The sequence below is a fragment of the Shewanella sp. WE21 genome, assembly GCF_002966515.1.
Classification (GTDB): domain Bacteria; phylum Pseudomonadota; class Gammaproteobacteria; order Enterobacterales; family Shewanellaceae; genus Shewanella; species Shewanella oncorhynchi.
This window is the reverse complement of the sequence record NZ_CP023019.1, coordinates 4,644,886-4,670,668: the sequence shown is the minus strand read 5'-3', so window position 1 is coordinate 4,670,668 and position 25,783 is coordinate 4,644,886. Positions and strand designations below refer to the sequence as shown.

The 25,783-nt window shown below is 45.9% G+C and carries 27 protein-coding genes; 20 read left to right on the top strand and 7 right to left on the bottom strand.

Annotation, left to right across the window (positions count from 1 at the left end; translation table 11 throughout):
- Window positions 1-37 precede the first annotated feature (37 nt).
- Window positions 38-733 (top strand): lipoprotein-releasing ABC transporter ATP-binding protein LolD, encoded by a 696-nt coding sequence (lolD, locus tag CKQ84_RS20890; protein WP_105252621.1) that lies wholly within the window; start codon window positions 38-40, stop codon window positions 731-733.
- Window positions 730-1,980, top strand: coding sequence for a lipoprotein-releasing ABC transporter permease subunit LolE (gene lolE, locus CKQ84_RS20885; RefSeq protein WP_105252620.1), 1,251 nt, complete (start codon window positions 730-732; stop codon window positions 1,978-1,980). Before lolD ends, lolE begins: the two co-directional genes overlap by 4 nt.
- A 275-nt stretch (window positions 1,981-2,255) precedes the next feature.
- Here the strand turns inward: lolE and suhB are convergent, their stop codons facing one another.
- Window positions 2,256-3,059, bottom strand: a complete 804-nt coding sequence (suhB, locus tag CKQ84_RS20880; protein ID WP_028759815.1) for an inositol-1-monophosphatase — start codon at window positions 3,057-3,059, stop codon at window positions 2,256-2,258.
- A gap of 153 nt (window positions 3,060-3,212) precedes the next feature.
- Between suhB and trmJ the strand changes: the two genes are divergently transcribed.
- The 14 genes from trmJ (at window position 3,213) to CKQ84_RS20810 (ending at window position 13,693) form a co-directional block, all read left to right on the top strand.
- Entirely contained in the window at window positions 3,213-3,941 is a 729-nt protein-coding gene (gene trmJ / locus CKQ84_RS20875; RefSeq protein WP_028759816.1) for a tRNA (cytosine(32)/uridine(32)-2'-O)-methyltransferase TrmJ, read from the top strand.
- Between the two features lie 40 nt (window positions 3,942-3,981).
- Window positions 3,982-4,803, top strand: coding sequence for a serine O-acetyltransferase (cysE, locus tag CKQ84_RS20870; RefSeq protein WP_028759817.1), 822 nt, complete (start codon window positions 3,982-3,984; stop codon window positions 4,801-4,803).
- Window positions 4,804-5,167: 364 nt separating this feature from the next.
- Entirely contained in the window at window positions 5,168-5,629 is a 462-nt protein-coding gene (gene iscR, locus CKQ84_RS20865) for a Fe-S cluster assembly transcriptional regulator IscR (RefSeq protein ID WP_006081858.1), read from the top strand.
- A gap of 80 nt (window positions 5,630-5,709) precedes the next feature.
- The gene (locus CKQ84_RS20860) at window positions 5,710-6,924 is read left to right on the top strand and encodes an IscS subfamily cysteine desulfurase (protein ID WP_028759818.1); all 1,215 of its coding nucleotides are present in this window, start codon (window positions 5,710-5,712) and stop codon (window positions 6,922-6,924) included.
- Window positions 6,925-6,961: 37 nt separating this feature from the next.
- A complete protein-coding gene (gene iscU / locus CKQ84_RS20855; protein ID WP_006081856.1) occupies window positions 6,962-7,345 on the top strand; it encodes a Fe-S cluster assembly scaffold IscU in 384 nt (127 codons plus the stop codon).
- A gap of 14 nt (window positions 7,346-7,359) precedes the next feature.
- On the top strand, window positions 7,360-7,683 hold the full coding sequence (gene iscA, locus CKQ84_RS20850) for an iron-sulfur cluster assembly protein IscA (protein ID WP_006081855.1): 324 nt from the start codon (window positions 7,360-7,362) through the stop codon (window positions 7,681-7,683).
- Between the two features lie 16 nt (window positions 7,684-7,699).
- Window positions 7,700-8,224, top strand: a complete 525-nt coding sequence (gene hscB, locus CKQ84_RS20845) for a co-chaperone HscB (RefSeq protein ID WP_012089341.1) — start codon at window positions 7,700-7,702, stop codon at window positions 8,222-8,224.
- A gap of 67 nt (window positions 8,225-8,291) precedes the next feature.
- A complete protein-coding gene (gene hscA, locus CKQ84_RS20840; RefSeq protein WP_105252619.1) occupies window positions 8,292-10,154 on the top strand; it encodes a Fe-S protein assembly chaperone HscA in 1,863 nt (620 codons plus the stop codon).
- Between the two features lie 8 nt (window positions 10,155-10,162).
- Window positions 10,163-10,501 (top strand): ISC system 2Fe-2S type ferredoxin, encoded by a 339-nt coding sequence (gene fdx, locus CKQ84_RS20835; protein ID WP_006081852.1) that lies wholly within the window; start codon window positions 10,163-10,165, stop codon window positions 10,499-10,501.
- Between the two features lie 157 nt (window positions 10,502-10,658).
- Window positions 10,659-11,564, top strand: a complete 906-nt coding sequence (gene rimK, locus CKQ84_RS20830; protein ID WP_006081851.1) for a 30S ribosomal protein S6--L-glutamate ligase — start codon at window positions 10,659-10,661, stop codon at window positions 11,562-11,564.
- Between the two features lie 113 nt (window positions 11,565-11,677).
- Window positions 11,678-11,875: a Fe-S cluster assembly protein IscX gene (iscX, locus tag CKQ84_RS20825; RefSeq protein WP_028759821.1), complete on the top strand. Its 198-nt coding sequence runs from the start codon at window positions 11,678-11,680 to the stop codon at window positions 11,873-11,875.
- A 217-nt stretch (window positions 11,876-12,092) separates the two neighbouring features.
- Complete coding sequence (locus CKQ84_RS20820) at window positions 12,093-12,260, top strand: hypothetical protein (RefSeq protein ID WP_081729028.1); 168 nt, start codon at window positions 12,093-12,095, stop codon at window positions 12,258-12,260.
- Window positions 12,261-12,457: 197 nt separating this feature from the next.
- Window positions 12,458-12,889, top strand: a complete 432-nt coding sequence (gene ndk / locus CKQ84_RS20815) for a nucleoside-diphosphate kinase (RefSeq protein WP_006081848.1) — start codon at window positions 12,458-12,460, stop codon at window positions 12,887-12,889.
- Window positions 12,890-13,249: 360 nt separating this feature from the next.
- Window positions 13,250-13,693 (top strand): Hsp20 family protein, encoded by a 444-nt coding sequence (locus CKQ84_RS20810; protein ID WP_028759822.1) that lies wholly within the window; start codon window positions 13,250-13,252, stop codon window positions 13,691-13,693.
- A gap of 99 nt (window positions 13,694-13,792) precedes the next feature.
- On the opposite strand, the gene ilvN is transcribed toward CKQ84_RS20810, so the two are convergent.
- The 3 genes from ilvN to CKQ84_RS20790 form a co-directional block, all read right to left on the bottom strand.
- A complete protein-coding gene (gene ilvN, locus CKQ84_RS20805; RefSeq protein WP_028759823.1) occupies window positions 13,793-14,287 on the bottom strand; it encodes an acetolactate synthase small subunit in 495 nt (164 codons plus the stop codon).
- Complete coding sequence (locus tag CKQ84_RS20800) at window positions 14,287-16,005, bottom strand: acetolactate synthase 3 large subunit (RefSeq protein ID WP_105252618.1); 1,719 nt, start codon at window positions 16,003-16,005, stop codon at window positions 14,287-14,289. Before CKQ84_RS20800 ends, ilvN begins: the two co-directional genes overlap by 1 nt.
- Window positions 16,006-16,523: 518 nt before the next feature.
- Entirely contained in the window at window positions 16,524-17,747 is a 1,224-nt protein-coding gene (locus tag CKQ84_RS20790; protein WP_105252616.1) for a multidrug effflux MFS transporter, read from the bottom strand.
- 452 nt (window positions 17,748-18,199) lie between these two features.
- Here CKQ84_RS20790 and CKQ84_RS20785 point away from each other — a divergent pair, with 452 nt between their 5' ends.
- Window positions 18,200-20,074 (top strand): choice-of-anchor I family protein, encoded by a 1,875-nt coding sequence (locus tag CKQ84_RS20785; RefSeq protein ID WP_105252615.1) that lies wholly within the window; start codon window positions 18,200-18,202, stop codon window positions 20,072-20,074.
- A 199-nt stretch (window positions 20,075-20,273) separates the two neighbouring features.
- Here the strand turns inward: CKQ84_RS20785 and CKQ84_RS20780 are convergent, their stop codons facing one another.
- Window positions 20,274-21,632: a PLP-dependent aminotransferase family protein gene (locus CKQ84_RS20780; protein WP_105252614.1), complete on the bottom strand. Its 1,359-nt coding sequence runs from the start codon at window positions 21,630-21,632 to the stop codon at window positions 20,274-20,276.
- A 92-nt stretch (window positions 21,633-21,724) separates the two neighbouring features.
- On the opposite strand from CKQ84_RS20780, the gene CKQ84_RS20775 reads away from it, so the two are divergent.
- On the top strand, window positions 21,725-22,351 hold the full coding sequence (locus CKQ84_RS20775; protein WP_028760074.1) for a LysE family translocator: 627 nt from the start codon (window positions 21,725-21,727) through the stop codon (window positions 22,349-22,351).
- Between the two features lie 184 nt (window positions 22,352-22,535).
- A complete protein-coding gene (locus CKQ84_RS20770; RefSeq protein ID WP_105252613.1) occupies window positions 22,536-24,293 on the top strand; it encodes a SulP family inorganic anion transporter in 1,758 nt (585 codons plus the stop codon).
- 133 nt (window positions 24,294-24,426) lie between these two features.
- On the opposite strand, the gene CKQ84_RS24105 is transcribed toward CKQ84_RS20770, so the two are convergent.
- Together CKQ84_RS24105 and CKQ84_RS20760 are read right to left on the bottom strand one after the other, a co-directional pair.
- The gene (locus CKQ84_RS24105) at window positions 24,427-24,624 is read right to left on the bottom strand and encodes a hypothetical protein (protein ID WP_105252612.1); all 198 of its coding nucleotides are present in this window, start codon (window positions 24,622-24,624) and stop codon (window positions 24,427-24,429) included.
- Window positions 24,625-24,811: 187 nt separating this feature from the next.
- A complete protein-coding gene (locus CKQ84_RS20760; RefSeq protein WP_105252611.1) occupies window positions 24,812-25,468 on the bottom strand; it encodes a glutathione S-transferase in 657 nt (218 codons plus the stop codon).
- Between the two features lie 139 nt (window positions 25,469-25,607).
- On the opposite strand from CKQ84_RS20760, the gene CKQ84_RS23810 reads away from it, so the two are divergent.
- Window positions 25,608-25,781 (top strand): hypothetical protein, encoded by a 174-nt coding sequence (locus CKQ84_RS23810; RefSeq protein ID WP_158683081.1) that lies wholly within the window; start codon window positions 25,608-25,610, stop codon window positions 25,779-25,781.
- Window positions 25,782-25,783 lie beyond the last annotated feature (2 nt).

The window sequence follows — 25,783 nt, the reverse complement described above, 5'->3', positions numbered from 1 at the left end:
TAAATTGATGCCAAAGCATGTTTAAGAGAGAACTTCAATGCAAGACGTGTTACTGCAAGTGCAGAGTGTCAGTAAGAGTTACCATGATGGCGCCGTGACCACGCAAGTGTTGTCTAATGTCGATTTGCAGGTGTTCAAGGGCGAGCAGTTGGCGATTGTCGGCAGTTCAGGCTCAGGTAAGAGTACGCTGCTGCATATTATGGGGACTTTGGATGAGCCAACCGCGGGCAAAGTTTTGTTGCTAGGCGAAGATTTATACCAAGTGTCTAGTGCGCGTCAAGCGCAGATCCGCAATCAAGATCTCGGCTTTATCTATCAATTCCATCATTTATTGCCTGAATTCACTGCGCTAGAAAACGTCGCTATGCCGGCATTTATTCAAGGTAAAGATCGTAAACAAGCGCTCGCCGATGCCAAAACCTTATTGGAGCGGGTAGGGCTAGGCCATCGCATGACCCACATTCCCGCCGAACTATCGGGCGGCGAGCGTCAGCGTGTCGCTATCGCAAGGGCGTTGATTAATAAACCTAAGTTAGTGCTGGCCGATGAACCTACGGGTAATTTAGATGCTAACAGTGGCGATGCGGTTTATGAGTTGATCCGCGAGCTGGCCGATCAGTTAGGTACGGCGTTTGTGGTGGTGACCCATGATCATAAATTGGCTGCCCGTATGGACCGCCAACTGATGATGAAAAACGGTTACTTGCAATTAGCGGCGGAAACCCAAGTATGAAAGGACCGTTAGCCCTATCCATTGGTTGGCGTTTTTATCGCGCCCGCCAATCCAACAGTTTTATTAGTTTTATTTCCTTTGCATCGACTGCCGGTATCGCTTTAGGTGTGGCGGTATTGATCATAGTTCTGTCTGCAATGAATGGTTTTGAGCGCGAGCTAGAGCAAAGATTACTGGGTGTAGTGCCGCAGGCGGACATCGTCGGGGTGGACGAACCTATCGTCAATTGGCAGAGTGTTGCGCAAGGTGCACTACAAATTGAAGGTATTCGTGGTGCTGCCCCCTTTATTCGCATGCAAGGTTTAGTGCAGAAGCCTGGTGGTTTTCAAGGCTTAGCCGTGGTGGGTATTGATCCGAAAGAAGAAACGAAGGTTTCAACTTTGTCACAGTTTATGAGTGATGCAAGCTGGCAGAGTCTGAGCCAAGATGAGAATCATATCGTCCTTGGCGAGAGTTTATTGACTAAGTTGGGGCTTGAGGTGGGTGATACGCTGGCCTTATATGTGCAGGATATCGATCCCGACGCGGCAGGCAGTTTACGTGCGGCGAAGAGCCATCGTTTTGTGGTGTCAGGCACCTATCATCTGGGCGGCGAGCTTGAACTGACAACCGCTTATATTCCATTGCAATACGCGGCGCAGATCTTGAACATGAATAACGGTGTAACGGGTGTGCGTATTAGCGTCGATAAAGTGTTTGATGCACCAGTAAAAGTGCGCGAACTCGGTTATGCGCAAAAGCAGTCTGTGTATATCAGTGACTGGACCCGTACTCAAGGGCATTTATATCAAGATATTCAGTTAGTTCGCACTGTGATGTATTTGGTTCTAGTACTCGTGATTGGTGTTGCCTGCTTTAACATTGTCTCCACCTTAGTGATGGCGGTGCGGGATAAAGCGTCCGAAATTGCGATTTTGATGACCATGGGCCTGAGTCGTTTGGCTGTGATGGGGATTTTCATGGTGCAGGGTGCGTTAAACGGTCTGCTTGGCTGTGGTCTTGGCGGCATTATCGGCATTAGTGTGGCGCTGAATTTAAGTGCGATTGCGAGCTCAGTTGAGCAGTTACTCGGTATTCAACTGCTCTCGGCCGATGTTTACTTTGTCGATTTTTTACCGTCTGAATTGCATGTTTCGGATGCGGTACTGGTGATTGTGATGGCGTTTGTGATGAGTTTAATCGCGACTTTGTATCCCGCTTGGAAGGCGAGCCAAATTGCACCAGCACAAGCGTTAGCGGGTAGATAACTGGATAAGCGGCTGTTCGTCATGTTAGCCGATTTGGGCTGAAATCAGTGTAGATGTTTTCAGGACACTCCTTTCTTACCAATGACTATTGCTTAATTACTATACTATTTCTAAATACGATATTGTGGCGACTGAGGACTTGATGACTCGAGTACTTAAGGCTTTAGAATGAAACCACATAAACAAAAAGGCCAGTGGGCGCTCTTAAAGAGATTACCACTGGCCTTTTTTGTATCTGTTTTATGCGTTTATTTAAAGCTAAGCGTTAATCTCGATTAACGTTTTAAGCCTTCGTTCAATAATGGACGCATGATCTTCACTAATTCTGTGGTCACCTTAGGTGAGCCAGCAACGATGTTACCCGAAACCAAATAGTTATGGTTGCCAGTAAAATCAGTCACAGTACCGCCCGCTTCGCGGCAAATCAGATCGCCAGCAGCGATATCCCATGGCTTTAAGCCGATTTCAAAGAAACCGTCCAAACGACCCGCGGCAACATAGGCTAAATCTAATGCGGCAGAACCTGCGCGACGTAAGTCAGCACATTGGCCGAAGACTTCGCCGAAAATAGCCATGTAAGTTTCAGTGTGTTGACGCGCCTTGAATGGGAAGCCAGTACCAATCATAGTAGGTGCTAATTCATTCACGTTGGTAACACGCAGACGGAAATCATTGAGTTTGGCGCCTTTACCACGTACTGCGGTAAAGAGTTCTTCACGGACAGGATCGTAAACAACGGCAACTTCAGTCTTGCCTTTGTATTGCAGAGCGATAGAAACCGCGAAGTGGGGAATGCCTCTAACAAAGTTGTTAGTGCCATCCAGAGGGTCGACTATCCAAACATAGTCTTTATTCTCACCGCGGTTTTCGCCTTTCTCTTCACCCACGATAGTGTGATCAGGGTAAGATTTACGAATTTGGTAAGTAATTGTCGCTTCTGCTTCCTTGTCTACACTGGTAACAAAATCGTTGATACCTTTTGAACTGACTTCGATACGGTCAAGTTCAGTATAGGCGCGCATAATAGTTTGGCCGGCCGCGCGGGCAGCGCGTACAGCAATCGTCAGCATCGGATGCATTGCAATCCCCTGGATGTTAAAGAACGTTAAAATAGCGGGCGGTATTATACTCGATTTGATAGTTATATCAAATACCGATTTTCATATAAGCATTCGGCAATGGCTGTGATAATATTCGTCCCCAACGTTTTATGAATTAAATTAAGTTGTTTCATGCTAAGTAATATTCGAGTGGTTTTAGTGGGGACTTCGCACCCCGGCAATATTGGTTCTACTGCCAGAGCGATGAAGACTATGGGTCTGTCTACTCTGTATCTTGCAGAACCCCGGGTTGAGCCCGATGGTCATTCCATAGCATTAGCCGCGGGGGCATCGGATATTCTGAAACATCTTGTGAAAGTGGATTCACTTGCTGAAGCAATTGCCGATTGCAGTCTAGTGATTGCAACCAGCGCGCGCAGTCGCACCTTAGATTGGCCCATGTTAGAGCCAAGACAAGCTGGGGTGAAATTAGCGACCGAGGCACTTAAAGGCCCTGTTGCGATTGTGTTTGGCCGTGAAAACCATGGTTTAAGCAATGAAGAGCTGCAACAGTGCACTTATCATGTGGCTATCCCTGCAAATCCAGAGTACAGCTCGCTTAATCTGGCACAAGCCGTACAAATCATTTGTTATGAAACCCGCGTTGCCCATCTCGCGCAAAAAGACGTTGCCGAAGAAGAGCTGACTGAGTATCCCTTGGCTGCCGATCAGGAACGTTTTTTCGCACACCTTGAAACAACACTGTTATCCACTGGATTTATCATCAAGAACCATCCTGGACAAGTGATGATGAAACTTCGCCGCTTGTTTAGTCGTGCACGGATTGAGAGTCAGGAAATGAATATCCTCAGGGGTATTTTGACGTCAATTGAGAAAGTGGCGGGTTCTAAAGAAAAATAGCCAAACCTTAATAATTAACACTAATCGCGAAGGATAAACAATGGGCGTGATAGCTAGGCTAAAAGAAGATATTGAATCTATATATCACCGTGATCCTGCGGCGCGTAGCGCGTTTGAGATCTTGGTTAACTATCCAGGCATGCATGCCATTTGGTTGCATCGGATAAGCCATAAGCTATGGAAGCGCGATTGGCGCTTAACGGCACGTTGTTTATCGACGTTTTCCCGTTGGTTGACAGGGGTTGAAATCCATCCTGGGGCAACCATAGGTCATCGATTTTTTATCGACCACGGTATGGGCGTTGTGATTGGTGAAACGGCTGAGATTGGTGACGACTGCACTCTTTATCACGGTGTCACGCTTGGTGGAACCACCTGGCAGGCGGGGAAACGTCACCCGACGTTAGCCAATAACGTGGTGGTGGGCGCAGGGGCAAAAATCCTCGGTCCTATTACCATGCACGATGGTGCGCGTGTGGGTTCTAATTCTGTTGTGGTGAAAGATGTGCCCAAAGATACCACGGTTGTGGGGATTCCTGGGCGCGTGGTGGCAACACCGTCACCGCAATCGAAAGAGAAAACTGAACGTCGCAGCGCGATGGCAAAAAAATACGGCTTCGATGCGTACGCGGTATCACCGGATAATCCCGATCCGGTGGCCAATGCAATAGGGCAGATGCTCGATCACATGCATTTGATGGACTCGAAAGTTCAAGAGTTGTGTCAAGCCATTCAAGGGCTGGGTGGCAATGTCTGCACTGAAAAACTGCCAGAGCTTGATATGGGCGAGTTTAATGATGCAGAAAAAGCGGCGGCGGAAAAACGCCATAGTGCATTAGATGAGTTTGATCCGAGTATCTAAGTTTCAAGAAATGGTTCAACTTAGCGGTCTAACTTGCTTAAGGGCTGACCCTTACAAGGGTCTCATTTAGCGTTTTACTTTAGCTTATCCTGTTGTAAAGGCGCATATTGCGATCAAACCTGAGTTTGATCGCGCCATAGTACCAAGATCACTTTTATCCTGCGTTTATATCGTGCTAGATGTCGATTAATTGGCGCTTTAGCATTGAATCTTAGGCTAGAAAAAGGTTAAATACCCCACCAAGATGAAAGGGTATTGGTTATGTGCACACTCATATACTTGAGTGTTTTAGTAGGTTTAATACTTGACTGAATTACTCGGGTATGTTGAAATAATGCATACCTGTTCGGGAGCTATGGTAGTTATGAAACTTACATCAAAAGGTCGTTATGCAGTAACCGCTATGCTAGATGTGGCAATCCACTCAGCATCGGGACCAGTTCCCTTAGCGGATATCTCTGAAAGACAAGGGATTTCGCTTTCCTATCTGGAACAACTCTTCGCTAAGCTAAGAAAACACGGTTTAGTTGCCAGTGTACGTGGACCGGGCGGTGGTTATCGCTTAGGCCTAGAAGCCAATGATATTTCAGTCGGCATGGTTGTCCATGCTGTAGACGAGTCTGTCGATGCGACTCGTTGCCAAGGACTTGGCAATTGTCAGAGTGGAACTCGCTGCTTAACCCATTCACTTTGGGGCGATTTAAGCAAACAAATTTCCGATTTTTTAGATGGTATCAGTCTTGCCGGCTTGATGCAGAAGCGAGATGTGCAATTTATCTCACTTAAGCAAGACACTATGCAAAAGGAACAAAGAGTCAGTTTATAGCGGCACTTTGTTATATATAAAAATAATTTTTGTACGTTGTATGTAGCCTCCACCAGAGACTGCTCAGTACGGAGTGTGTTATGAAGCTTCCTATCTATTTAGATTATGCCGCCACCACGCCTGTTGATCCTAGAGTCGCGGAAAAGATGTTCCAATGCATGACAATGGACGGCATCTTTGGTAATCCGGCCTCACGTTCACACCGCTACGGCTGGCAAGCCGAAGAAGCGGTGGATATTGCTCGCAACCAAGTTGCCGAGTTAATTAACGCCGATCACCGCGAAATTGTGTTTACCTCTGGCGCGACGGAATCGAACAACTTAGCGATAAAAGGTGTTGCTCATTTCTATCACAAGAAAGGCAAGCACATCATCACCAGTAAGACTGAACATAAAGCGGTTCTCGATACTTGTCGCCAATTAGAGCGTGAAGGTTTCGAAGTGACTTATTTAGAGCCTGCGGCAAACGGCATCATTCCGATGGAACGTTTAGAAGCCGCGATGCGTGACGACACTATCCTTGTTAGCATTATGCACGTGAACAACGAAATCGGTGTTATCCACGATATCGATGCAATCGGTGAACTATGCCGTTCAAAGGGCATTATTTTCCACATGGATGCGGCACAAAGTGCAGGCAAAGTACCTATCGATGTGCAAGCCACTAAAGTGGATTTGATCTCGATTTCTGGTCACAAAATGTATGGTCCTAAAGGTATCGGCGCCTTATATGTTCGCCGTAAGCCTCGCATTCGCTTAGAAGCGCAAATGCACGGTGGTGGTCATGAGCGTGGTATGCGCAGCGGTACGTTACCAACGCATCAAATCGTAGGTTTAGGTGAAGCTGCTGCAATCGCAAAAGCGGAAATGGCCTCTGATGATGCTCGTATCGGTGCATTACGTGACAAATTATGGAATGGCATCAAGCATATTGAAGAAACCTATATCAATGGTGATGCGATTGACCGTGTTAGCGGTAGCCTCAACGTCAGCTTCAACTATGTTGAAGGCGAGTCGTTAATGATGGCACTGAAAGATTTAGCGGTTTCATCGGGTTCGGCTTGTACCTCAGCCAGCCTAGAGCCTAGCTACGTATTACGTGCGCTTGGCTTAAACGATGAAATGGCACATAGCTCGATTCGTTTCTCAATCGGCCGTTTCACAACCGAAGAAGAAATCGATCACGCTATCGAAGTTATTACTCAATCTATTGATAAATTAAGAGAAATGTCTCCTTTGTGGGAAATGTTTAAAGATGGGATCGACCTGAACCAAGTTCAGTGGGCACATCATTAATTCTGACCTTTACAATAGATAATTTTGGAGCAGTACCATGGCTTACAGTGAAAAAGTGATAGATCATTATGAGAATCCACGTAACGTTGGTTCTTTTGATAAAAACGATCCTTCGGTCGTGACCGGTATGGTAGGCGCGCCTGCTTGCGGTGACGTGATGAAACTTCAGTTGAAAATTGGTGCTGATGGCATCATTCAAGACGCTAAGTTCAAAACCTACGGTTGTGGTAGCGCGATTGCGTCTAGCTCACTGGTAACTGAGTGGGTTAAAGGCAAGACTATCGAACAAGCTGCGGCGATCAAAAACACGGATATCGCTGAAGAATTGGCATTGCCACCAGTGAAGATCCACTGTTCAATTTTGGCTGAAGATGCCATTAAAGCTGCTATCGACGAGTACAAATCGAAACAAGCTAAGTAACATCTGGAGTTAAGATGGCGATTACAATGACCCCAGCGGCAGCCGATCGTGTCAGATCTTTCTTAGTCAACCGAGGCAAAGGTGTAGGCCTGCGTCTCGGCTTAAGAACATCAGGCTGTTCTGGTATGGCTTATGTACTTGAGTTCGTTGATTCTTTAAATGATGACGATGAAGTGTTTGATATCGAAGATGTGAAAATCATCATAGATGCCAAGAGCCTTATCTATCTTCAAGGGATCGAGCTGGATTTTGTTAAAGAAGGGCTGAACGAAGGCTTCCAATTTAATAATCCTAACGCAAAAGGTGAGTGTGGTTGTGGTGAGAGTTTCACTGTTTAACCGCTAAAGTTGACGCATGAATTATTTCGAGCTGTTTAAATTTTCCCCTGCCTTCGATATTGATACCGCCTTACTTGCAGAACGCTATCGCGAACTGCAACGGGCGGTTCATCCCGATAAATTTGCCAATGATACTGAGCAGCAAAAATTGCTGTCGGTGCAGCGCACGGCGCAAGTCAATGATGGTTTTCAAACCTTAAAAGATCCCATTCGCCGCGCTGAGCATATGTTGTCGCTGCGTGGAATTGAATTAAGCCATGAAACCACGACAGTGAAAGATACTGGCTTCTTGATGCAGCAAATGGAATGGCGTGAGGCGTTAGAAGATATACGCGATAGTGCCGATCCTCAAGCGAGTATTGACGAGCTATATCAATCTTTTGCGCAGTACCGCGCGCAACTCACTCAGCAATTGACTCAACTGTTAACCAGTGAGCAGGCTGAAGACGCATTGTTAGCGGCGGATCAAGTTCGCAAACTCAAATTTATGGCAAAATTACACGACGAGTTGACCAGAGTCGAAGACGCTCTGTTAGATTGATTTTCCGTGTTTATGTTACTTTGCTGACTCAAGTACGCTTGAGTTGGCATTACTAAGTTGGATATATATGGCCCTTTTGCAGATAGCTGAGCCCGGTCAAAGTGCCGCGCCGCACCAACATAGACTTGCCGTTGGCATCGATTTAGGTACGACCAATTCTTTGGTGGCGGCCGTTCGAAGTGGAGAGACGGCAACCCTGCCGGACGAACTTGGACAGCATTCATTACCTTCTATCGTGCGTTATACCCAAGATTCAGTCGAAGTCGGCGCACTTGCGGCGTTGAGTTCGGCGCAGGATCCGCAAAACACGATCGTTTCGGTAAAGCGTTTTATGGGCCGCAGCCTAGCGGATATTAAAGCTGGCGAGCAATCATTGCCCTACGAGTTTGCCGAAAGCGAAAACGGTTTACCTTTATTTGTGACTCCCCAAGGCCAAGTGAATCCCGTGCAAGTGTCTGCGGAGATTTTACGTCCGCTGATCGCCCGCGCTGAAAAAACCTTAGGTGGCGAACTGCAAGGTGTGGTGATCACTGTGCCTGCGTATTTCGACGATGCTCAGCGCCAAGGCACAAAAGATGCCGCAGCTTTGCTGGGTGTTAAAGTGCTACGTTTGTTGAATGAACCGACGGCTGCTGCGATTGCCTATGGCTTAGATTCTAAGCAAGAGGGCGTGATTGCCATCTATGATTTAGGCGGCGGTACTTTCGATATTTCTATTTTGCGCTTGAATCGCGGTGTATTCGAAGTGTTAGCCACCGGTGGTGACTCAGCGCTTGGTGGCGATGATTTCGATCATTTACTCCAAGCACATATGCAACAAGTGTGGCAGCTTAGCGACATCGACTCACAATTAAGCCGTCAACTGTTGATTGAATCGCGTCGAGTCAAAGAAGCCTTAACGGATGCTGCAGAAACTGAAGCAAAAGTGATCCTTGCCGATGGGACTGAACTGACGCAAATCGTTACTAAAGCTGAATTTGATGCCATGATTACGGCATTGGTGAAAAAGACGATTGCCAGCTGTCGCCGTACCCTGCGTGATGCGGGCGTGACGACGGATGAAGTGCTTGAAACTGTGATGGTTGGCGGTTCAACGCGCGTGCCATTAGTGCGTGAACAGGTCGAAGCTTTCTTCGGTAAACCACCCCTGACGTCTATCGATCCCGATCGTGTTGTCGCCATTGGTGCGGCCATTCAAGCCGACATTTTAGTGGGTAACAAACCCGAATCGGATTTGTTATTGCTCGATGTGATCCCTTTGTCATTAGGCATAGAGACCATGGGCGGCTTAGTGGAAAAAGTGGTTTCGCGTAATACCACGATTCCGGTTGCACGGGCGCAGGAATTTACCACGTTTAAAGATGGTCAAACGGCCATGGCATTCCATGTGGTGCAAGGTGAGCGTGAGCTCGTTGCCGATTGCCGCTCACTGGCGCGTTTTACCTTAAAAGGTATTCCGCCGTTAGCCGCTGGCGCTGCGCATATTCGTGTGACTTTCCAAGTGGATGCCGATGGTTTACTTAGCGTGACGGCGATGGAGAAGTCCACCGGCGTGCAGTCTAGTATTCAAGTTAAGCCGTCTTTTGGTTTATCGGATACTGAAATTGCCACTATGCTGAAAGATTCGATGAAGTATGCCAAAGACGATATCGGTCGTCGTATGCTGGCCGAGCAGCAAGTGGAGGCGGCGAGGGTACTCGAGTCTTTACATGCCGCGTTAGCGAAGGATGGCGATTTGCTGAATGCCGATGAGCGTGCTCAGATCGATGCTACTATGGCCAATGTGGCGCAAGTTGCCGCGGGCGATGATGCCGATGCGATTAAGCTCGCGATTGAAAAACTGGATGAGCAAACCCAAGATTTTGCTGCCAGACGTATGGACAATTCTATTCGAGTGGCATTCAAAGGCCAGTCGATCGACAACATATAGGTGATGTAATGCCCCAATTAGTCTTTCTTCCCCATGCCGAGTTGTGCCCTGATGGCGCTGTGCTTGAGGCGAATGTTGGTGAGACCATTCTCGATGTTGCGCTGCGTAATGGCATCAATATCGAGCATGCCTGTGAAAAGTCCTGTGCTTGCACGACGTGCCACTGTATCGTGCGTGAAGGCTTTAATGATCTTGAGCCAAGTGATGAGCTAGAAGATGACATGTTAGACAAAGCATGGGGACTCGAGCCCGAAAGCCGTCTATCTTGTCAGGCTAAAGTGGTCGACACTGACATGGTGATTGAGATCCCTAAATACACGGTTAACATGGTTAGCGAAGGCAATTAATATTGCTTCGATAATGATTAAAACCAGTCCACGTGACTGGTTTTTTGCTTTTGGCGTTGAGCATTTGTGCAACTAATCTTGTCTATGCCTCTAGTTGTTTGATTTATCCTTGCGCAGGCGTATTATGCGCTCAAAATTAATGGTTGCCGGAGACCAAATGAGAATAGCGATTTTATCGCAAGGGCCAGAGTTATATTCAACGAAGCGACTCGTTGAAGCGGCTCAATTACGTGGTCATGAAGTACACGTAATCAATCCCCTTGAATGTTATATGAATATCAACATGCGGCAATCGAGTATCCACATTGGCGGGCGAGAGTTACCTGCATTTGATGCCGTGATCCCCCGTATTGGGGCGTCGATTACCTTTTATGGTTCGGCGGTGTTGCGCCAATTTGAGATGATGGGCGTCTATGCCTTAAATGATTCAGTTGGAATTTCCCGCTCACGGGACAAATTGCGTTCTATGCAGCTGATGTCACGCCGCGGTATTGGTTTGCCTATTACCGGTTTTGCCAATAAACCGAGTGATATTCCAGACTTAATTGATATGGTGGGTGGCGCGCCTCTGGTGATTAAATTACTCGAAGGCACTCAAGGCATTGGCGTGGTATTAGCCGAGACCCGCAAAGCGGCTGAGAGCGTGATTGAAGCCTTTATGGGCCTTAAAGCCAACATCATGGTGCAGGAATATATCAAAGAAGCCAACGGCGCAGACATTCGCTGTTTCGTGCTCGGTGATAAAGTGATTGCCGCCATGAAACGTCAAGCTATGCCCGGTGAGTTTCGCTCTAATTTGCACCGTGGTGGCACGGCGAGTTTAGTCAAACTGACTCCTGAAGAGCGCTCTGTAGCTATTCGTGCGGCGAAGACGATGGGATTGAATGTGGCAGGGGTTGATTTGTTACGCTCAAACCACGGTCCAGTGATCATGGAAGTGAACTCCTCACCAGGGCTTGAGGGGATTGAAGGCGCCACCACGAAAGATGTGGCGGGTGCTATTATTGATTTTGTTGAAAAAAATGCGATTAAAGTAAAAAAGGTGACGCAAGCACAGGGTTAGCACCCTTGGTGTCGAGTATTGACTACGGAATATCAACACTTGATTCACCTCCTTATGGGTAACGGCGTTAAGCACTAGCTTACCCATTCAAGCGAACCGAATAGGGGAAAACGATGACATTAACTTGGATAGATTCGTTAGATATTGCGTTGGAATTACTCGAAGCACACCCAGAGGTGAATCCCACTCAGCTGCATTTCACCCAACTGTATGAGTGGGTGTTAGCTTTGAATGATTTTGCAGATGATCCTAAGCATTGCAATGAAAAAATACTGGAAGCAATTCAGCAGTGTTGGATTGATGAAAAGTAGTGAGCACAGTTGTGGTACGGCTTTTTATGTGAGGCATCTTGTCCTTCAGAAGATTAACTAAGGTGATTTACCTCACGTATTTGCAGTGGCGCAGAGAATATTTGGCGAGAGTTTGATCACAGTCAAGTTCATTTCCAGTGGATATCGTAATTTGTTGTATATTGGTTAAGGCATTTATATGGCTTAACTTTATTATCGCAACTGCAAGGATGTTCACATGAAACTTTTGCTTGTATTGTTATGTATGCTTGTCCCTTCAATGGCTTGGGCTCATCCAGGTCATGGCGGTGTCGGTTTATTCCATCACTTGTTAGATCTTGCACCCGCAGTCATTTTAGTCGCTTTGATTGCATGGGCAGGTATTTGGGCAAAAAACAAAAAATAATCCCATTTTTTAATGAGTTAATGAACCCTGCTAAGGATTTATCCTCCTAGCGGGGTATTTTGTGTGATCAAACTGATTACGAATAAAGCGAATGTGCGCAATATCTCAGACTAATTTGCTATAAAGATAGGATTTAGCTTTTAAATTTCGTATAATCCGCGCGAATTTTTTAAACTTGCTGACAAAGGAAGCTAGTTATGGCGATCGAACGCACATTTTCTATTATCAAGCCAGATGCTGTTGCAAAAAACCACATCGGTGCTATCTACAATCGTTTTGAAACTGCTGGTCTTAAGATCGTTGCATCAAAAATGTTACACCTGACCAAAGAACAAGCTGAAGGTTTCTATGCTGAGCATAGCGAGCGCGGCTTCTTCGGTGCTCTGGTTGCATTCATGACTTCTGGTCCTATCATGGTCCAAGTATTAGAAGGCGAAAACGCTGTTTTAGCTCACCGTGAAATTTTAGGTGCAACTAACCCAGCTCAAGCAGCTCCTGGTACTATCCGTGCTGATTTCGCAGAAAGCATTGACGAAAACGCGGCTCACGGTTCAGATGCTGTTGAATCTGCTGCTCGTGAAATTGCTTACTTCTTCAGCGCTGAAGAATTGTGTCCACGCACTCGTTAATTCGATGCTAAGACTGAAAAGGAGCCTAGGCTCCTTTTTTATTGGCTGCAATTTAGCGAATATAGATTTCCGTGTTGCAATAACGCTAATACGTCTATACAAATCACACGTCAATTCAAAGTATTAAAATTAATAAGAGTTTGTTTTTGTTGGTCTTTTTAAATTTTGCACATTTTTTTAATTTTCTTGCTTGAAATTTTCTCTCCCGTCCTTATATCTATTTCAGGATCGCTCGATGAGGATCCTAGTGTGAATTCTGTGCCGTAAGGACAGAAGATTTAACTCGGCAGACTCTACAAGCGTTTTCATCATGAAAACCGTCCGCCAATTCTCCATATTGCTTAAGACAAGGATATGAATATGCGTAATTATGATCTAGCTCCCCTGTACCGTAGTGCCATTGGTTTTGACCGTTTAGCTCAGCTGGCAGAACATGCCGCCGCTAATAATGGCAATACTGGCTATCCCCCATATAACATTGAATTATTAGGCGAAAATCGCTATCGCATTACTATGGCCGTGGCCGGATTCTCAATGAATGAACTTGAGATCAGCAGTGAAGGTGAGAAATTACTGGTGAAAGGCAATAAAGCTGAAAGCCAAACCGAGCGTAAATACTTGTACCAAGGCATAGCGGAACGCGGTTTTGAGCGCACTTTCCAACTGGCAGACTATGTCACTGTGCTCGGCGCAAGTTTAGAAAATGGCTTACTCAATATTGATTTAGTGCGTGAAATCCCTGAAGCATTGAAACCACGCAAAATTGAGATCACTTCATCGCGCTTGCTAGACAGCCAGTCATAATTGACACTGTGGTAACCAGCTAAAAACAAGGGGAGCATAATGCTCCCCTTGATGTTTTTGTGTTCACGCAAAAATGTCCGCGAGATTTCCGTGAGAAAGCTACGCTTTCATGGCCTTTTCTCCGCGAGCCAAACCCACCACACCGGAGCGAGAGACTTCGACCAATTTAGTTACTTCACCTAGCGCATGGATAAACGCATCGAGTTTCTCTGATGTGCCGACCATTTGGATGGTATATAAATTGGCGGTGACATCGACAATTTGGCCGCGGAAAATGTCCGCCATCCGTTTAACTTCTTCCCTAAACTCGCCCTGGGCGCGGACCTTGATAAGGGCTAATTCCCGTTCAATATAAGCAGACTCGGTAATATTCGAAACTTTTAACACATCGATGAGTTTATGTAGCTGCTTCTCTATTTGTTCTAACACCATTTCGTCGGCAACGACCGTGATGTTAAGCCGCGACAGTGTGATATCGTCCGTTGGCGCCACCGTTAAACTTTCAATGTTATAACCGCGCTGTGAAAACAAACCGACCACACGAGACAAGGCGCCGGATTGGTTTTCTAATAATACAGATATAATTCGACGCATTAGCATTTCTCCGTCTTGGTCAGCCACATTTCATTCATCGCACCACCACGGATCAACATGGGGTACACGTGCTCAGTTTCATCCACCATAATGTCGATAAAGACCAGTCTGTCTTTCATCGCCAGCGCTTCTGCCATTTTTGACTCAAGTTCGGCGGGATCGCTGATCGTCATACCTACATGGCCATAGGCCTCGGCAATTTTGGCAAAATTGGGTACTGAATCCATATAGGAATGTGAGTGACGGCCAGAGTAAATCATGTCCTGCCATTGTTTAACCATACCAAGGAAACGATTGTTTAAGTTGATAATTTTAACCGGCGTATCATATTGCAGCGCGGTCGAAAGCTCTTGAATGTTCATCTGGATTGAACCATCTCCCGTGACACAGACAACCGTGGCATCAGGCATCGCCATTTTAACCCCCATCGCGGCGGGTAGGCCAAACCCCATGGTGCCTAGACCCCCTGAGTTGATCCAGCGGCGCGGCTTATCGAACGGATAGTACAAGGCGGCAAACATCTGGTGCTGGCCAACATCAGAGGCTACATATGCATCGCCATTGGTCAGCTTATACAAGGTTTCAATCACTTGCTGTGGTTTGATGCGACCACTGTTTTTGTCATAGGCCAGACAATCGCGGCCGCGCCATTGCTCAATATCATTCCACCAAGTGGCGATGGCATCGTTGTCATTGTGCTCGTTCGATTCATCTAACAGTGTCAACATGCTGTCTAAAATACTGTCGGCCGACCCTACGATGGGAATGTCGACGTGGATAGTTTTTGAAATAGACGAGGGATCGATATCTATGTGCAAAATGGTCGCGTTCGGGCAATATTTTTCCACATTATTCGTGGTTCTATCGTCGAAGCGCACACCAATACCGAAGATCAAATCGCAGTTATGCATAGTCATGTTGGCTTCGTAGCGACCGTGCATCCCTAGCATGCCTAGGCTGTTTTTGTGGGTACTTGGAAAAGCCCCGAGTCCCATGAGTGTGCTGACGACGGGAATATTCAGTCTCTCAGCTAATTGTAAAATTTGCTTATCACAACCTGAGATAATGGCGCCGCCACCGACATAGAGCACAGGCTTTTTAGCCGCTAATAGTGCCTGTAGTCCACGACGGATCTGTCCTTTATGCCCCGAGGTTGTCGGGTTGTATGAGCGCATTTTCACGCTTTCGGGATAAATATATTCGTGCAGCAGCGCTGGGTTTAAGCAATCTTTTGGCAGGTCGACGACCACAGGCCCAGGACGGCCGGTAGAGGCAATATAAAAGGCTTTTTTTATCGTTTCAGGGATTTGAGTGGGATCTTTAACTAAAAAGCTATGTTTGACCACTGGACGAGAGATACCGATCATATCGCATTCTTGGAAGGCGTCATTACCGATAAGGTTGCTCGGTACTTGACCAGATAATACGACGAGGGGAATAGAGTCCATGTAGGCGGTGGCAATACCGGTAATCGCGTTGGTGGCACCGGGTCCTGAAGTGACTAATACCACACCCACTTTACCCGTGGCACGGGCGTAGCCATCGGCCATGTGTACGGCGGCTTGTTCGTGGCGAACGAGTATGTGTTCAATACCTGGGATAACGTGCAGGGCATCGTAGATATCTAAAACTGAACCGCCAGGATAGCCGAAAATATGCTTTACGCCTTCATCAATCAAAGAACGCACTATCATGCTGGCGCCGGATAACATCTCCATGTGGAACTCCTATTGCATAGTACCGTTACGGTAAACAGTATTTTGTTACAGCGACGGTAATCGCTCTAAAAATTAAGCCTGAAGGGTAATTCAGACTCCGAAATGCTGAACTGACTTCGTAGAAGACAAGTGATTCATCCTTAGGATGCAGCAACTGTTGCAATGAACAGAATTTCATCATATTCAAAAAAAACAACATTTCAAGCCTTTTATGTAAAAAATAACCAACTTGAAACAATTTCACGTTTGAATGGCTGGATAGCTTGCTGGAATCGCCAAGTAATCTAGGCTGATTTATGGGCTTATCTTATATTTTTCAGATTGTTAGATTCTTAAAAAGCAAAAACGGCACTAAAAGTGCCGTTTTGGTGTGGGACGTTAGATAAGCAGATACTTAACTGTTGCGATTAAATATTACTTATTTTCTACATTAGTGAAAGCCAATGCGCTGTTTTCACGCGATCAAACATGTGTTGCCGATGTGGCATTGGTATCCATGGAACCTTAAAAATAGATCCTTAAACCGTCGGCTGTATTTGATGCTTTGGACGATTAAATTGGCAAATACCGACTAACACAATAGAGCCTAACATGAGGGCAGAGAAGGGCACTGCTGTGCCATCATAGAACACCGCTAATAACGGCCCCGCTAATGCGCCACAGCCAAATCTTAAGGTGCCAATAACCGCCGTTGCCGTTCCGGTTTCTTGTTTGAACTTCATCAGCACTATCGCATCGGCGTTGACCGACATCACCCCTAGGCTGCCCATTAAAGGAATAAGCATGATCACGGTAAAATGATAGCTCATATCCAGTAGGTTGACGGTTAATAAACCTGCTCCCGCAATAGCGCCAAAAAAGGTCGATACGTGCAACATACGCAGCGAACCATAGCGGCCGACAATGCGAGTATTAATGATATTGGCCAACATCAAGGCGCCAACGTTGGTGCTAAACAAGATGGCAAAATAGGATTTATCTAGCGCAAAGACTTCCATATAAACGAAGGGTGATGCGGTGAGATAACAGAAAAACGCAAAAGACGTTAACACGCCGCTGGCAATGTTTAACTTAACGCCAGGTCGGGAAAATACGGTCGCATAGGCACCAAGAAACGATTTTTGGCTGCGGGTATCCATATCTTTATCGCTGGGCATTTTTAGCGTAAACAGCACGAGTAATAACAGGGTTGCGGCATAGGCAGATTGAATGAAGAAGATTAAATGCCAATCACCGAGTTCTAAGATAACGCTGCCAATACTAGGGGCCAGTAATGGCGCTAACATCATGATTAAACTCACGTAAGACATACCTTTGGCGGTATTGTCGCCATAGACTTCTTTGATGTATCCCGGCACCACCACAGTCGCTGCTGCGCCGATAAAGGCCTGCAAAAAGCGTAGCCCAAGAAAGACTTCGACTTGACCAGCAAAACCAATCAGTAAACTGGTTAGCATAAAGCCACTCAGCCCCATTATCACCATAGGGCGACGGCCAATGCGGTCAGCTAAGGGGCCAAAACACAACATGCCCAGTGCATAACCTGCTAAGTAGATACTCAGGGACTGTTGCACTGTTGTGATATCGGTATGAAAACTAAGGGCCAATGTCGACATCGCAGGTAAGTACATGTCGATGGCTAATGGTGTGATCGCGACAATCGCCGCTAGCATGGGAATAAGCAGTGCTAAATTCGGTATACGTCTACCGTTATGGGCAGAAGGTTGTGATTGTGGGTCCACTGTTACCTCGGGTGGCGAAAGAATAGAAAGCGTATTTCTCAGGGTTATGCGGCGTGGTTTAAATTGTACTAGGACAATTCACTCTAATCCGTCCATTTTTAGCCAGCATCTTGCGCTAATTGGCAGTGTTTGGGGAAAAGTGAATTGTGCTTCGATCAATTTTCACGGTAAGGCATTAAGCAATAGCATAGTAAAGCGCTAGGACAAATAAACCAATCTTTGCGATGATTTCTTTACCGTATTTTACCGATTAAATTGTAACTAAGTAGCAAGTCTCGATAATCGAGGCATAACCTTGGCGGCTCGAGCCGTTATCCTCCAATATGCTTCATTCAAAAGTGTTAGTTGTCATCTGAGTGTCACTGCTTTGTCATCTAGGTGTCTTTTATGCTGACTAATTTAGTGGGCTTTAGCTTCACCTTACTAAAAATAAAATATTCAGGAATGACACGATGAAAACACAACGACTCCCGCTTGCAGCCGCCATTATGGCGAGCTTATTACTCGGTGCTTGCAGCGGTGATGATGGCGCTGCAGGTGATAAAGGCCACAACGGCTTAAATTCACTGGTTAAAGTGACCGCATTAACTATCGGTGATGCAAATTGTCCCGCCGGTGGTCAGCGAATCGATACCGGATTAGATGCCAACCATAATGGACAATTGGATGACAATGAAATTGCGGTCGCGCAAACCCAATATGTTTGCCAGCCACAAACTGCAAGCTTAAAAGCTGAGTTAATTGGTCGTCATCAGACTGGCGTTTATGGCTTAAGTGCCGCCGAAATCGTTGAATATCATAGTGCTTCAAACCGTATTTTTGTGGTCAATGCGATTAGCGGCAAAGTCGATATTATCGATGGCAGCTTATTAGCGACTGCATCAAACGCCACAGATCCTTTAGCATTGAATAATCTCGAAAAATTAGCAGAACTCGATGTTGCTAAGGATGTGGGTCAAACCTTTATGGGTAGCGTGAACAGCGTGAGTATTTCAGGCAACTTGTTAGCGGCTGCCATTGAGCGTGGTGACGCTGCAGGCAATGAAACCCAAGCCAATGGTTTTGTGGCTTTTTATCAGCTTAATGGCACAGATGCTCCGCAGTTTATCAGCGCCGTCGAAGTCGGTGCTTTACCCGATAATGTAGTGTTCACCCACGATGGTAAAACCTTACTCGTGGCCAATGAAGGCGAACCTAATCCTGCTTATACCTTAGATCCTGAAGGCAGTGTTGCGTTGATTGCTATTACTGACGATAAGCCCGCAGCTACTGCGACCATCATAAATTTTAGTGCGTTTAATCAGGGCGGTGCGCGTGCAACTGAAATCACCGCTGACATTAAAATTAATGGCCCAATGGCGAGTGTGGCGCAGGATTTAGAACCTGAATATATCGCCATTAGCCAAGATAACCGCCGTGCATTTGTCAGTTTACAAGAGAACAATGCTATTGCCGTGATTGATATCGCCAATGCGAAAGTCTCGAAGATTTTACCGCTAGGCCTCAAAGATTACGGGCTTGATGTGAATAAAATTGATGCGAGTGACAAAGATAATCTTGTTAACCAGCAAAGCTACACAGGGGTGTACGGCATGTATCAACCCGATACCCTTGCTAGCTACCGTTGGAATAATACTGACTTTATTGTGACTGCGAATGAAGGTGACTCCCGTGACTATGCGGCTTTTTCGGAAGAAGCCCGCGCAGGGGATTTAGTGCTCGACCCGAATCACCCACAATTTGCCGCCGCAAAAGATAAAACCCAATTAGCGCGTCTTAAGGTAACGACGAGTATGGGGGATGATGATAAGGATGGCGACTACGACAAAGTCGTGAGCTTTGGTGCTCGTTCATTCTCGATTTGGAATACTGATGGTCAGCAAGTGTTTGACAGTGGCAGTGATTTTGAGCGTATTACCGCCGCACTACTGGGGGATAAGTTCAACAATAACAACGAAGAAAATAAAGGTGATAGTCGCAGCGATGACAAGGGGCCAGAGCCAGAAGCTTTAGCCCTAGGCCAAATTGGTCAACGACTATATGCCTTTGTTGGTTTAGAACGTACCTCTGGCTTTATGATCTATGACGTGACTAATCCTTTCGATGTGCATTTTGTCGACTATGTTGTGAATCGTGATTTTGAAGCTGACTTCGTTGTCGATACCGCTACAGGTGCTGTCAAAGGTGATGCAACATTGGCGGGTGATTTGGGACCAGAAGGGATGAAATTTGTCAGTGCCGATAAAAGCCCTAATGGTAATCCTTTATTAATCATAGGCAATGAAGTTAGTGGCACCACGAGTGTTTACCAACTTAAGATTAAATAGTGGTGCACTAGTAAGTTATAGCTAATGGCTCACCGATAGTTCATCAAGCTTGTCAGTAACATCCGCGCCAGTAGCATGCATGCTACTGGCGCTTTTTTTATTCACTCTTCTACAAAATTCGCCATTTTGTGTGAATTAATTTCATCTGAAATGGCGCATAAAAATTGGCTGAGCTTAATGGTCTTTAAGCGCCTTTACACTACACCACGGAATAGGCATTTTGTACGAGGGAGTGAATCGTTGCCTCGATACACTCAATTGCATGCTGAAATTGAGTCTCGTTTTCGGCGCCACCAAGGCTCAAGCGGATAAAATTATCATGGCAATTAAAGTCATCACCATTACGGACTAATATGCCTTTTGCGGCCAGTGCGGTAACGAGATGATGGGCTTTGATATCTTCTGGCAGTTGTATCCAACCGTTTAACCCTCGCCAAGTTTGGGTTAATCCCAGCCGTTCGCCCATGGCGATACAGTGACGTTGGCGTTGACGTACGAGCGTATCTCGTTCTGCAGTGATATGACCTTTCTTTATCAACTGACAGGCTATTTCAATATTCAGCGGCGACACCATCCAGCATTGGCTATGGATAGCAAGTCGCACTTGGGCGATAAGGGGGTCAGGAACCAGAATAAAACCTTGCCTTAAGCCGCCAGAAAACAATTTTGACAGGCTGGAAATATAAATCACCCGTGGTATCGCCAGCTGTTTTGCTAATTGCCACAGGGGTGAATGCCATTCTTCAGGTAAACAATAATTCACGTCATCTTCAATGATATAGAATTGATATTGCTCTGATAATTCAAGGATTTTTTGCCGCTGTGATTCACTGTACTGAATGCAAGTGGGGTTTTGATTATTCAGTGTGAGATAGACTAATTTAGGGTTGTGGATCTGTAATAGGGCTTCAAAGCGCGGCAGATCTAATCCTTCGTGGATAAGGGGCACTCCAACGCTAGTGACACCAAGCTGTTTAGCACAAATTCTCACGCCTGGATAACTGTATTGCTCGTGTAACAGTACATCGCCTGTTGATAAAAATGCGCTCAAACAGGCAAAAATGGCTTGCTGGCCGCCATGGGTAAAGACCAGTTGCTCGGGCGTTTGCTGTATGCCGCGTTGGTTTAACCATTGGTGGAACACTTGTTGGTGTTGATCTAATGGACTGGCGCGATAACCGAGTAACTGACTCAATTTAGTGGGGTCTTTCGCTAATTGGCTGAGGCAATCGCTTAGGGTGCTGATTTGATCTGTGAGTGGCTGCTGACAGGTCGCCATATTCAATTGTACGTTACCCATTTCAGGTACAGGGGAGGCATTGACATAGGTGCCATCTCCCACACGCGCTTCGACGTAACCCCTTTGTTCCGCCAATGCATAGGCGCGGGTCACGGTGCCAATAGTGATGCCTAAGGCATCGGCTAAACGGCGCTGTGGTGGCAGTTTACTACCTTGGGTTAACACCTTCTGCAAAATGCCTTGTTCTATGGCACTGACTAAGCGCTGATATTTCGGGCCTGAAAAAGTCGTTAGGTCTGGTGTCCAGATTGTACCCATGACAATTAATCCATTGATCTCTAATATTCTCCGTATATTATTTATTGCATCTTTTTATGTCAACAAATGTATGCATGCAATTTAAGGCGAATATGAATACTGCACTGCTTTATGATCCACAATTATGGACTTTAATGGCCTCGACCGCGCTGTTTTGCGCGACTATGACAATGACTCCCGGACCGAACAATATTCTCTTAGCTAGCTCTGGAGCACATTTTGGTGTGCTGCGTACCGTGCCACATATTGCAGGGATCCGCTTGGGTTCGACCTCTTTACATCTTGCGGTATTATTCGGCCTCGGTACCTTGTTTGAAGCATTACCGGTCTTGCACCAAGTATTGAAATATTTCGCTTTAGCATATTTGCTGTATCTCGCGTACAAATTAGTGACGTCGCCAGTGCAGAGCACGCATTTGGATGATGGACGAAAACCTATGACGCTCATTGAAGCTGCATTATTTCAATGGATTAACCCTAAATCTTGGATGTCGACGATTACCCTGTGTAGCGCTTTTACATTAAGTGGCGATGGCTTTTGGTTGAGTGCGTTTCTTGGCGTATTAATGTTCAACATAGTGGGATTTCCTGCATCATTTACTTGGGTATTTGTCGGTGCAGCGATCAGTAAGAAACTCAATACCGATAGACGTAAGCGCCATTTTAATTGGTTTATGGGCAGCTTGCTCTTAGTGTCATTACCTATGATATTACGCTAGCTTGGCTTGAATTAAGTGCCTAACCCTATAAATATTCTGAGGAAGACACTCGCGTAATGATTGGCTTTATGCCATAACCAACATACTATTGATGGCTTTTTAGGTAATGACCTTTTAGCTGAACATTTTCAGTCTCAGTTATACTTGTTGCTTATCTTGATAGTGTGTATATGGAGGTTGCCGAGTGAAGTTCCCTAGTTTGATTTCGTTTATGCCGGGATTGGCGCAATTATTACAATATGAAAAGCAATGGCTTAGGGATGATGTGCGCGCAGGCTTATCCGTTGCCGCTGTGGCATTACCCGTAGCGATTGCTTATGCCCAGCTCACAGGTGTGAATGCTGCCGTTGGTTTGTATTCCTGCGTATTGCCTATGTTGGTATATGCTCTATTTGGCACCTCAAAACAATTAATCGTGGGTCCAGATGCGGCGACTTGTGCTGTTATCGCCGCGGTTGTCACGCCCCTAGCTGCAGGGGATAGCATGAAGCACTGGCAGTTAGTGATGACCATGACGGCCATGACAGGCTTTTGGTGCTTGATTGCGAGTCGTTTTAGGCTGGGGGTGCTCGCCGATTTTCTATCAAAACCGATTTTGATGGGGCTGCTTAATGGCGTTGCAATTACCATTATCGTGGGACAGTTTTCAAAAATCTTCGGTTTTACCTTCGATGAGCGTTATCTAATCGAACGCCTCAGCGGTGCGCCTTCTTACTTATCCAAAACCCATTGGCCGACATTGACTATGGGGATTGTGACGCTAGCGACTTATGCCTTAGTGAAACGGTTTCGTCCTCAATGGCCTGCTTCTATGTGCGCAATGGCGATGGCGGCTTTCCTTGTTTGGGTGTTTAACCTGACGAGCTTTGATATTAGCGTCGTCGGAGAAGTGACCTCAGGATTACCTTCATTCCAAGCGCCTGTATTTGATTTAGGTATCGCCCGTGAGCTTGTGGTACCAGCGCTTAACTTAGCCATGGTGAGCTTTGTGAGCATGATGTTGACGGCTCGAAGCTTTGCGGCAAAAAACGGTTACGATATAGATGCCGATAAAGAGTTCAGGGCGTTAGGTATAGCCAATATAGCGTCAGCCATATCTCAAGGTTTTGCGGTGAGCGGCGCGGATTCCCGCACTGCGGTTAATGATGCCAATGGTGGTAAGAGCCAGTTAGTGTCTATCATTGCGGCGGTATTGATTGGTGTTGTGGCGCTATTTTTCACTGCGCCTTTGAAGTTCATCCCCAGTGCCGCCTTAGGTGTGGTGCTGGTGATTGCCTCAATCTCGCTTATCGATTTAAAGTCACTGTGGAATCTACGAGTGCGGGATAGGTCTGCTTTTTTACTTGCCTGTATCACCTTGTTCTCTGTGTTGTTTATTGGGGTTATCCCTGGGATAACCTTGGCTGTATTACTGGGTTTATTCCAGTTCCTCGCTACTGTGATGCGGCCTACGGATCAAGTGCTTGGTTTAGATCATAAGGGCGTTATCCGTAGTGTCGATGAATCGGGTAAAGCTAAATCGGTTCCAGGAGTATTTATATATCGCTTTAATTCGCCGTTAACTTACTTTAATGCGACGTATTTTAAGCGCCGTTTGCTGGAAAAGTTTATTCGGGAATCTGAGCCTGTCGATTGCATCATTATTGATGCAGTGCCTTGTTTTACCCATTTGGATTTAAGTGTGATGGCCATGTTGGCTGATTTACATCAACTGCTTAAAAAACGTGGCGTTCGTTTAGTGCTTGCGGGACGTAAACGGCAGATGCTGAGTTGGTTTGAGCAAGCGGGCATGCAGACAGGGGAAGGTGGTATTTTGATCCGGCCAGATTTGTATCTCGCCCTTAAAATGAATCAAAGCTATAAACAAGCCTTGGCTGAAGGGCAAGCGCCTGTGATCCAAAAAGTTCCTGATGACTCGGTATTGTTGCACAGTCATTTGTAGTTAACTGTAATGCCTTGATTGATTAAACTGGGTCGTAAAAATAGCGCAGCTTAAGGTTGCGCTATTTTTTGTCTTAATTTGATAAGTAAATCAATGGTATGACTAGTTTTTTGAAGGTATTCAGTTTTACCGTTTAGTCTTTGAGAATTCTATCTAGGGGAATAAAACCGTGAAAGCCATAATAACCCATAGGGCCGAGTATCAGACTCAGTAGGCACCATAAGCACTTTTTGTTGGTGCTGAGATCCACTGTACTTTTGAAGGCCCGAAGGGCAAATAGACAATGCAATAGCACCAGGCCCCCAAGCATAATAACGATATTAATATCCATATTTTCCAACTGTCTTATCCTTGTATTCTATCATTCACGTCCTTGAGTCTTTAGGCGTGGTTACTTTTCTTGAGAAGATTGTCTAGCTACGATTAGCTAAATTAGTTACCTAGTGGCAAATACCTTACTCGAATATTTTACCGATGGCTATAACATAAAATAAAAATAATCTTTAAATCTTATTGGCTTACACGTCTCCTAACAAGCAAATTGGAGAATGGCTAGCGTCCCAGATCACATATTTTTCCATCGCACGAATAAATATGTCACTCGAAATAAGTCGATTTAGCCAAGCGGCGACTCGCGGAAAATCATCACTAAGTGCACGTTTAAGATCCACTGCGGCAAACTGGCGTACAAAAGGTACGATTGCGTAGTCGGCAAGGCGAGGTGTATCGGCGACTAAAAAGGGGTGTTGCCCTAAGCATGTTTCAAGTTGTAGGAGGAAATGACTCGCCTGCTGATAATAATAAGCTTGCGTTTGCTCAGGGTAACGGTCGGCATATTTATAGCGGTCAAGCCATGGTTTAAATTGCTGATCATTTTTCGCGATAAGCTGTGCCATTTTATCTTCAATTACAGGGCTTTGCTGACATAGCAGATCTAAGGGATCGGCTTGCGTGAGTGCCCAGCGCATGATCTCAAGACTTTCGGCAATCACCTCGCCGTTTGCTAGCACTAATACCGGCACAGTACCCTTAGGTGAGGCAGTTAGCATTTGTGGTGGTTTGGCTTTAAGGGCGATTTCACGGACTTCAACATTGCATTGGGCTAACAAGAGTCCTAAACGTGCTCGCATTGCATAGGGGCAACGGCGGAAGGTGTATAAGACGGCAAGAGTCATTCGGATTTCCTCTACTGTGCGGCGCCATGCGTGGAAGTTGATGCGACTAAAGCTGATGTCAGCGTGTCATGCTTATTGACGACGCGAGTATGCCAATGCAAATGTTGTGTGCCAATCATGCAATGTTTAAAGGGCGCAGATGGTAACGCTTTCATACTGGGATTTCTGCTTAAATTGCCATCATAGAATGATTTTTCTCACCACTGTGCGTAAAGAATTAAAGACCCTGTATTTTATCTGTGTTTATCTTGCTGTGACTCAGGTAGAATTCCGCGCTATTTTTGGGATCTGCAGCAAGGCTGCAGATGATTGATT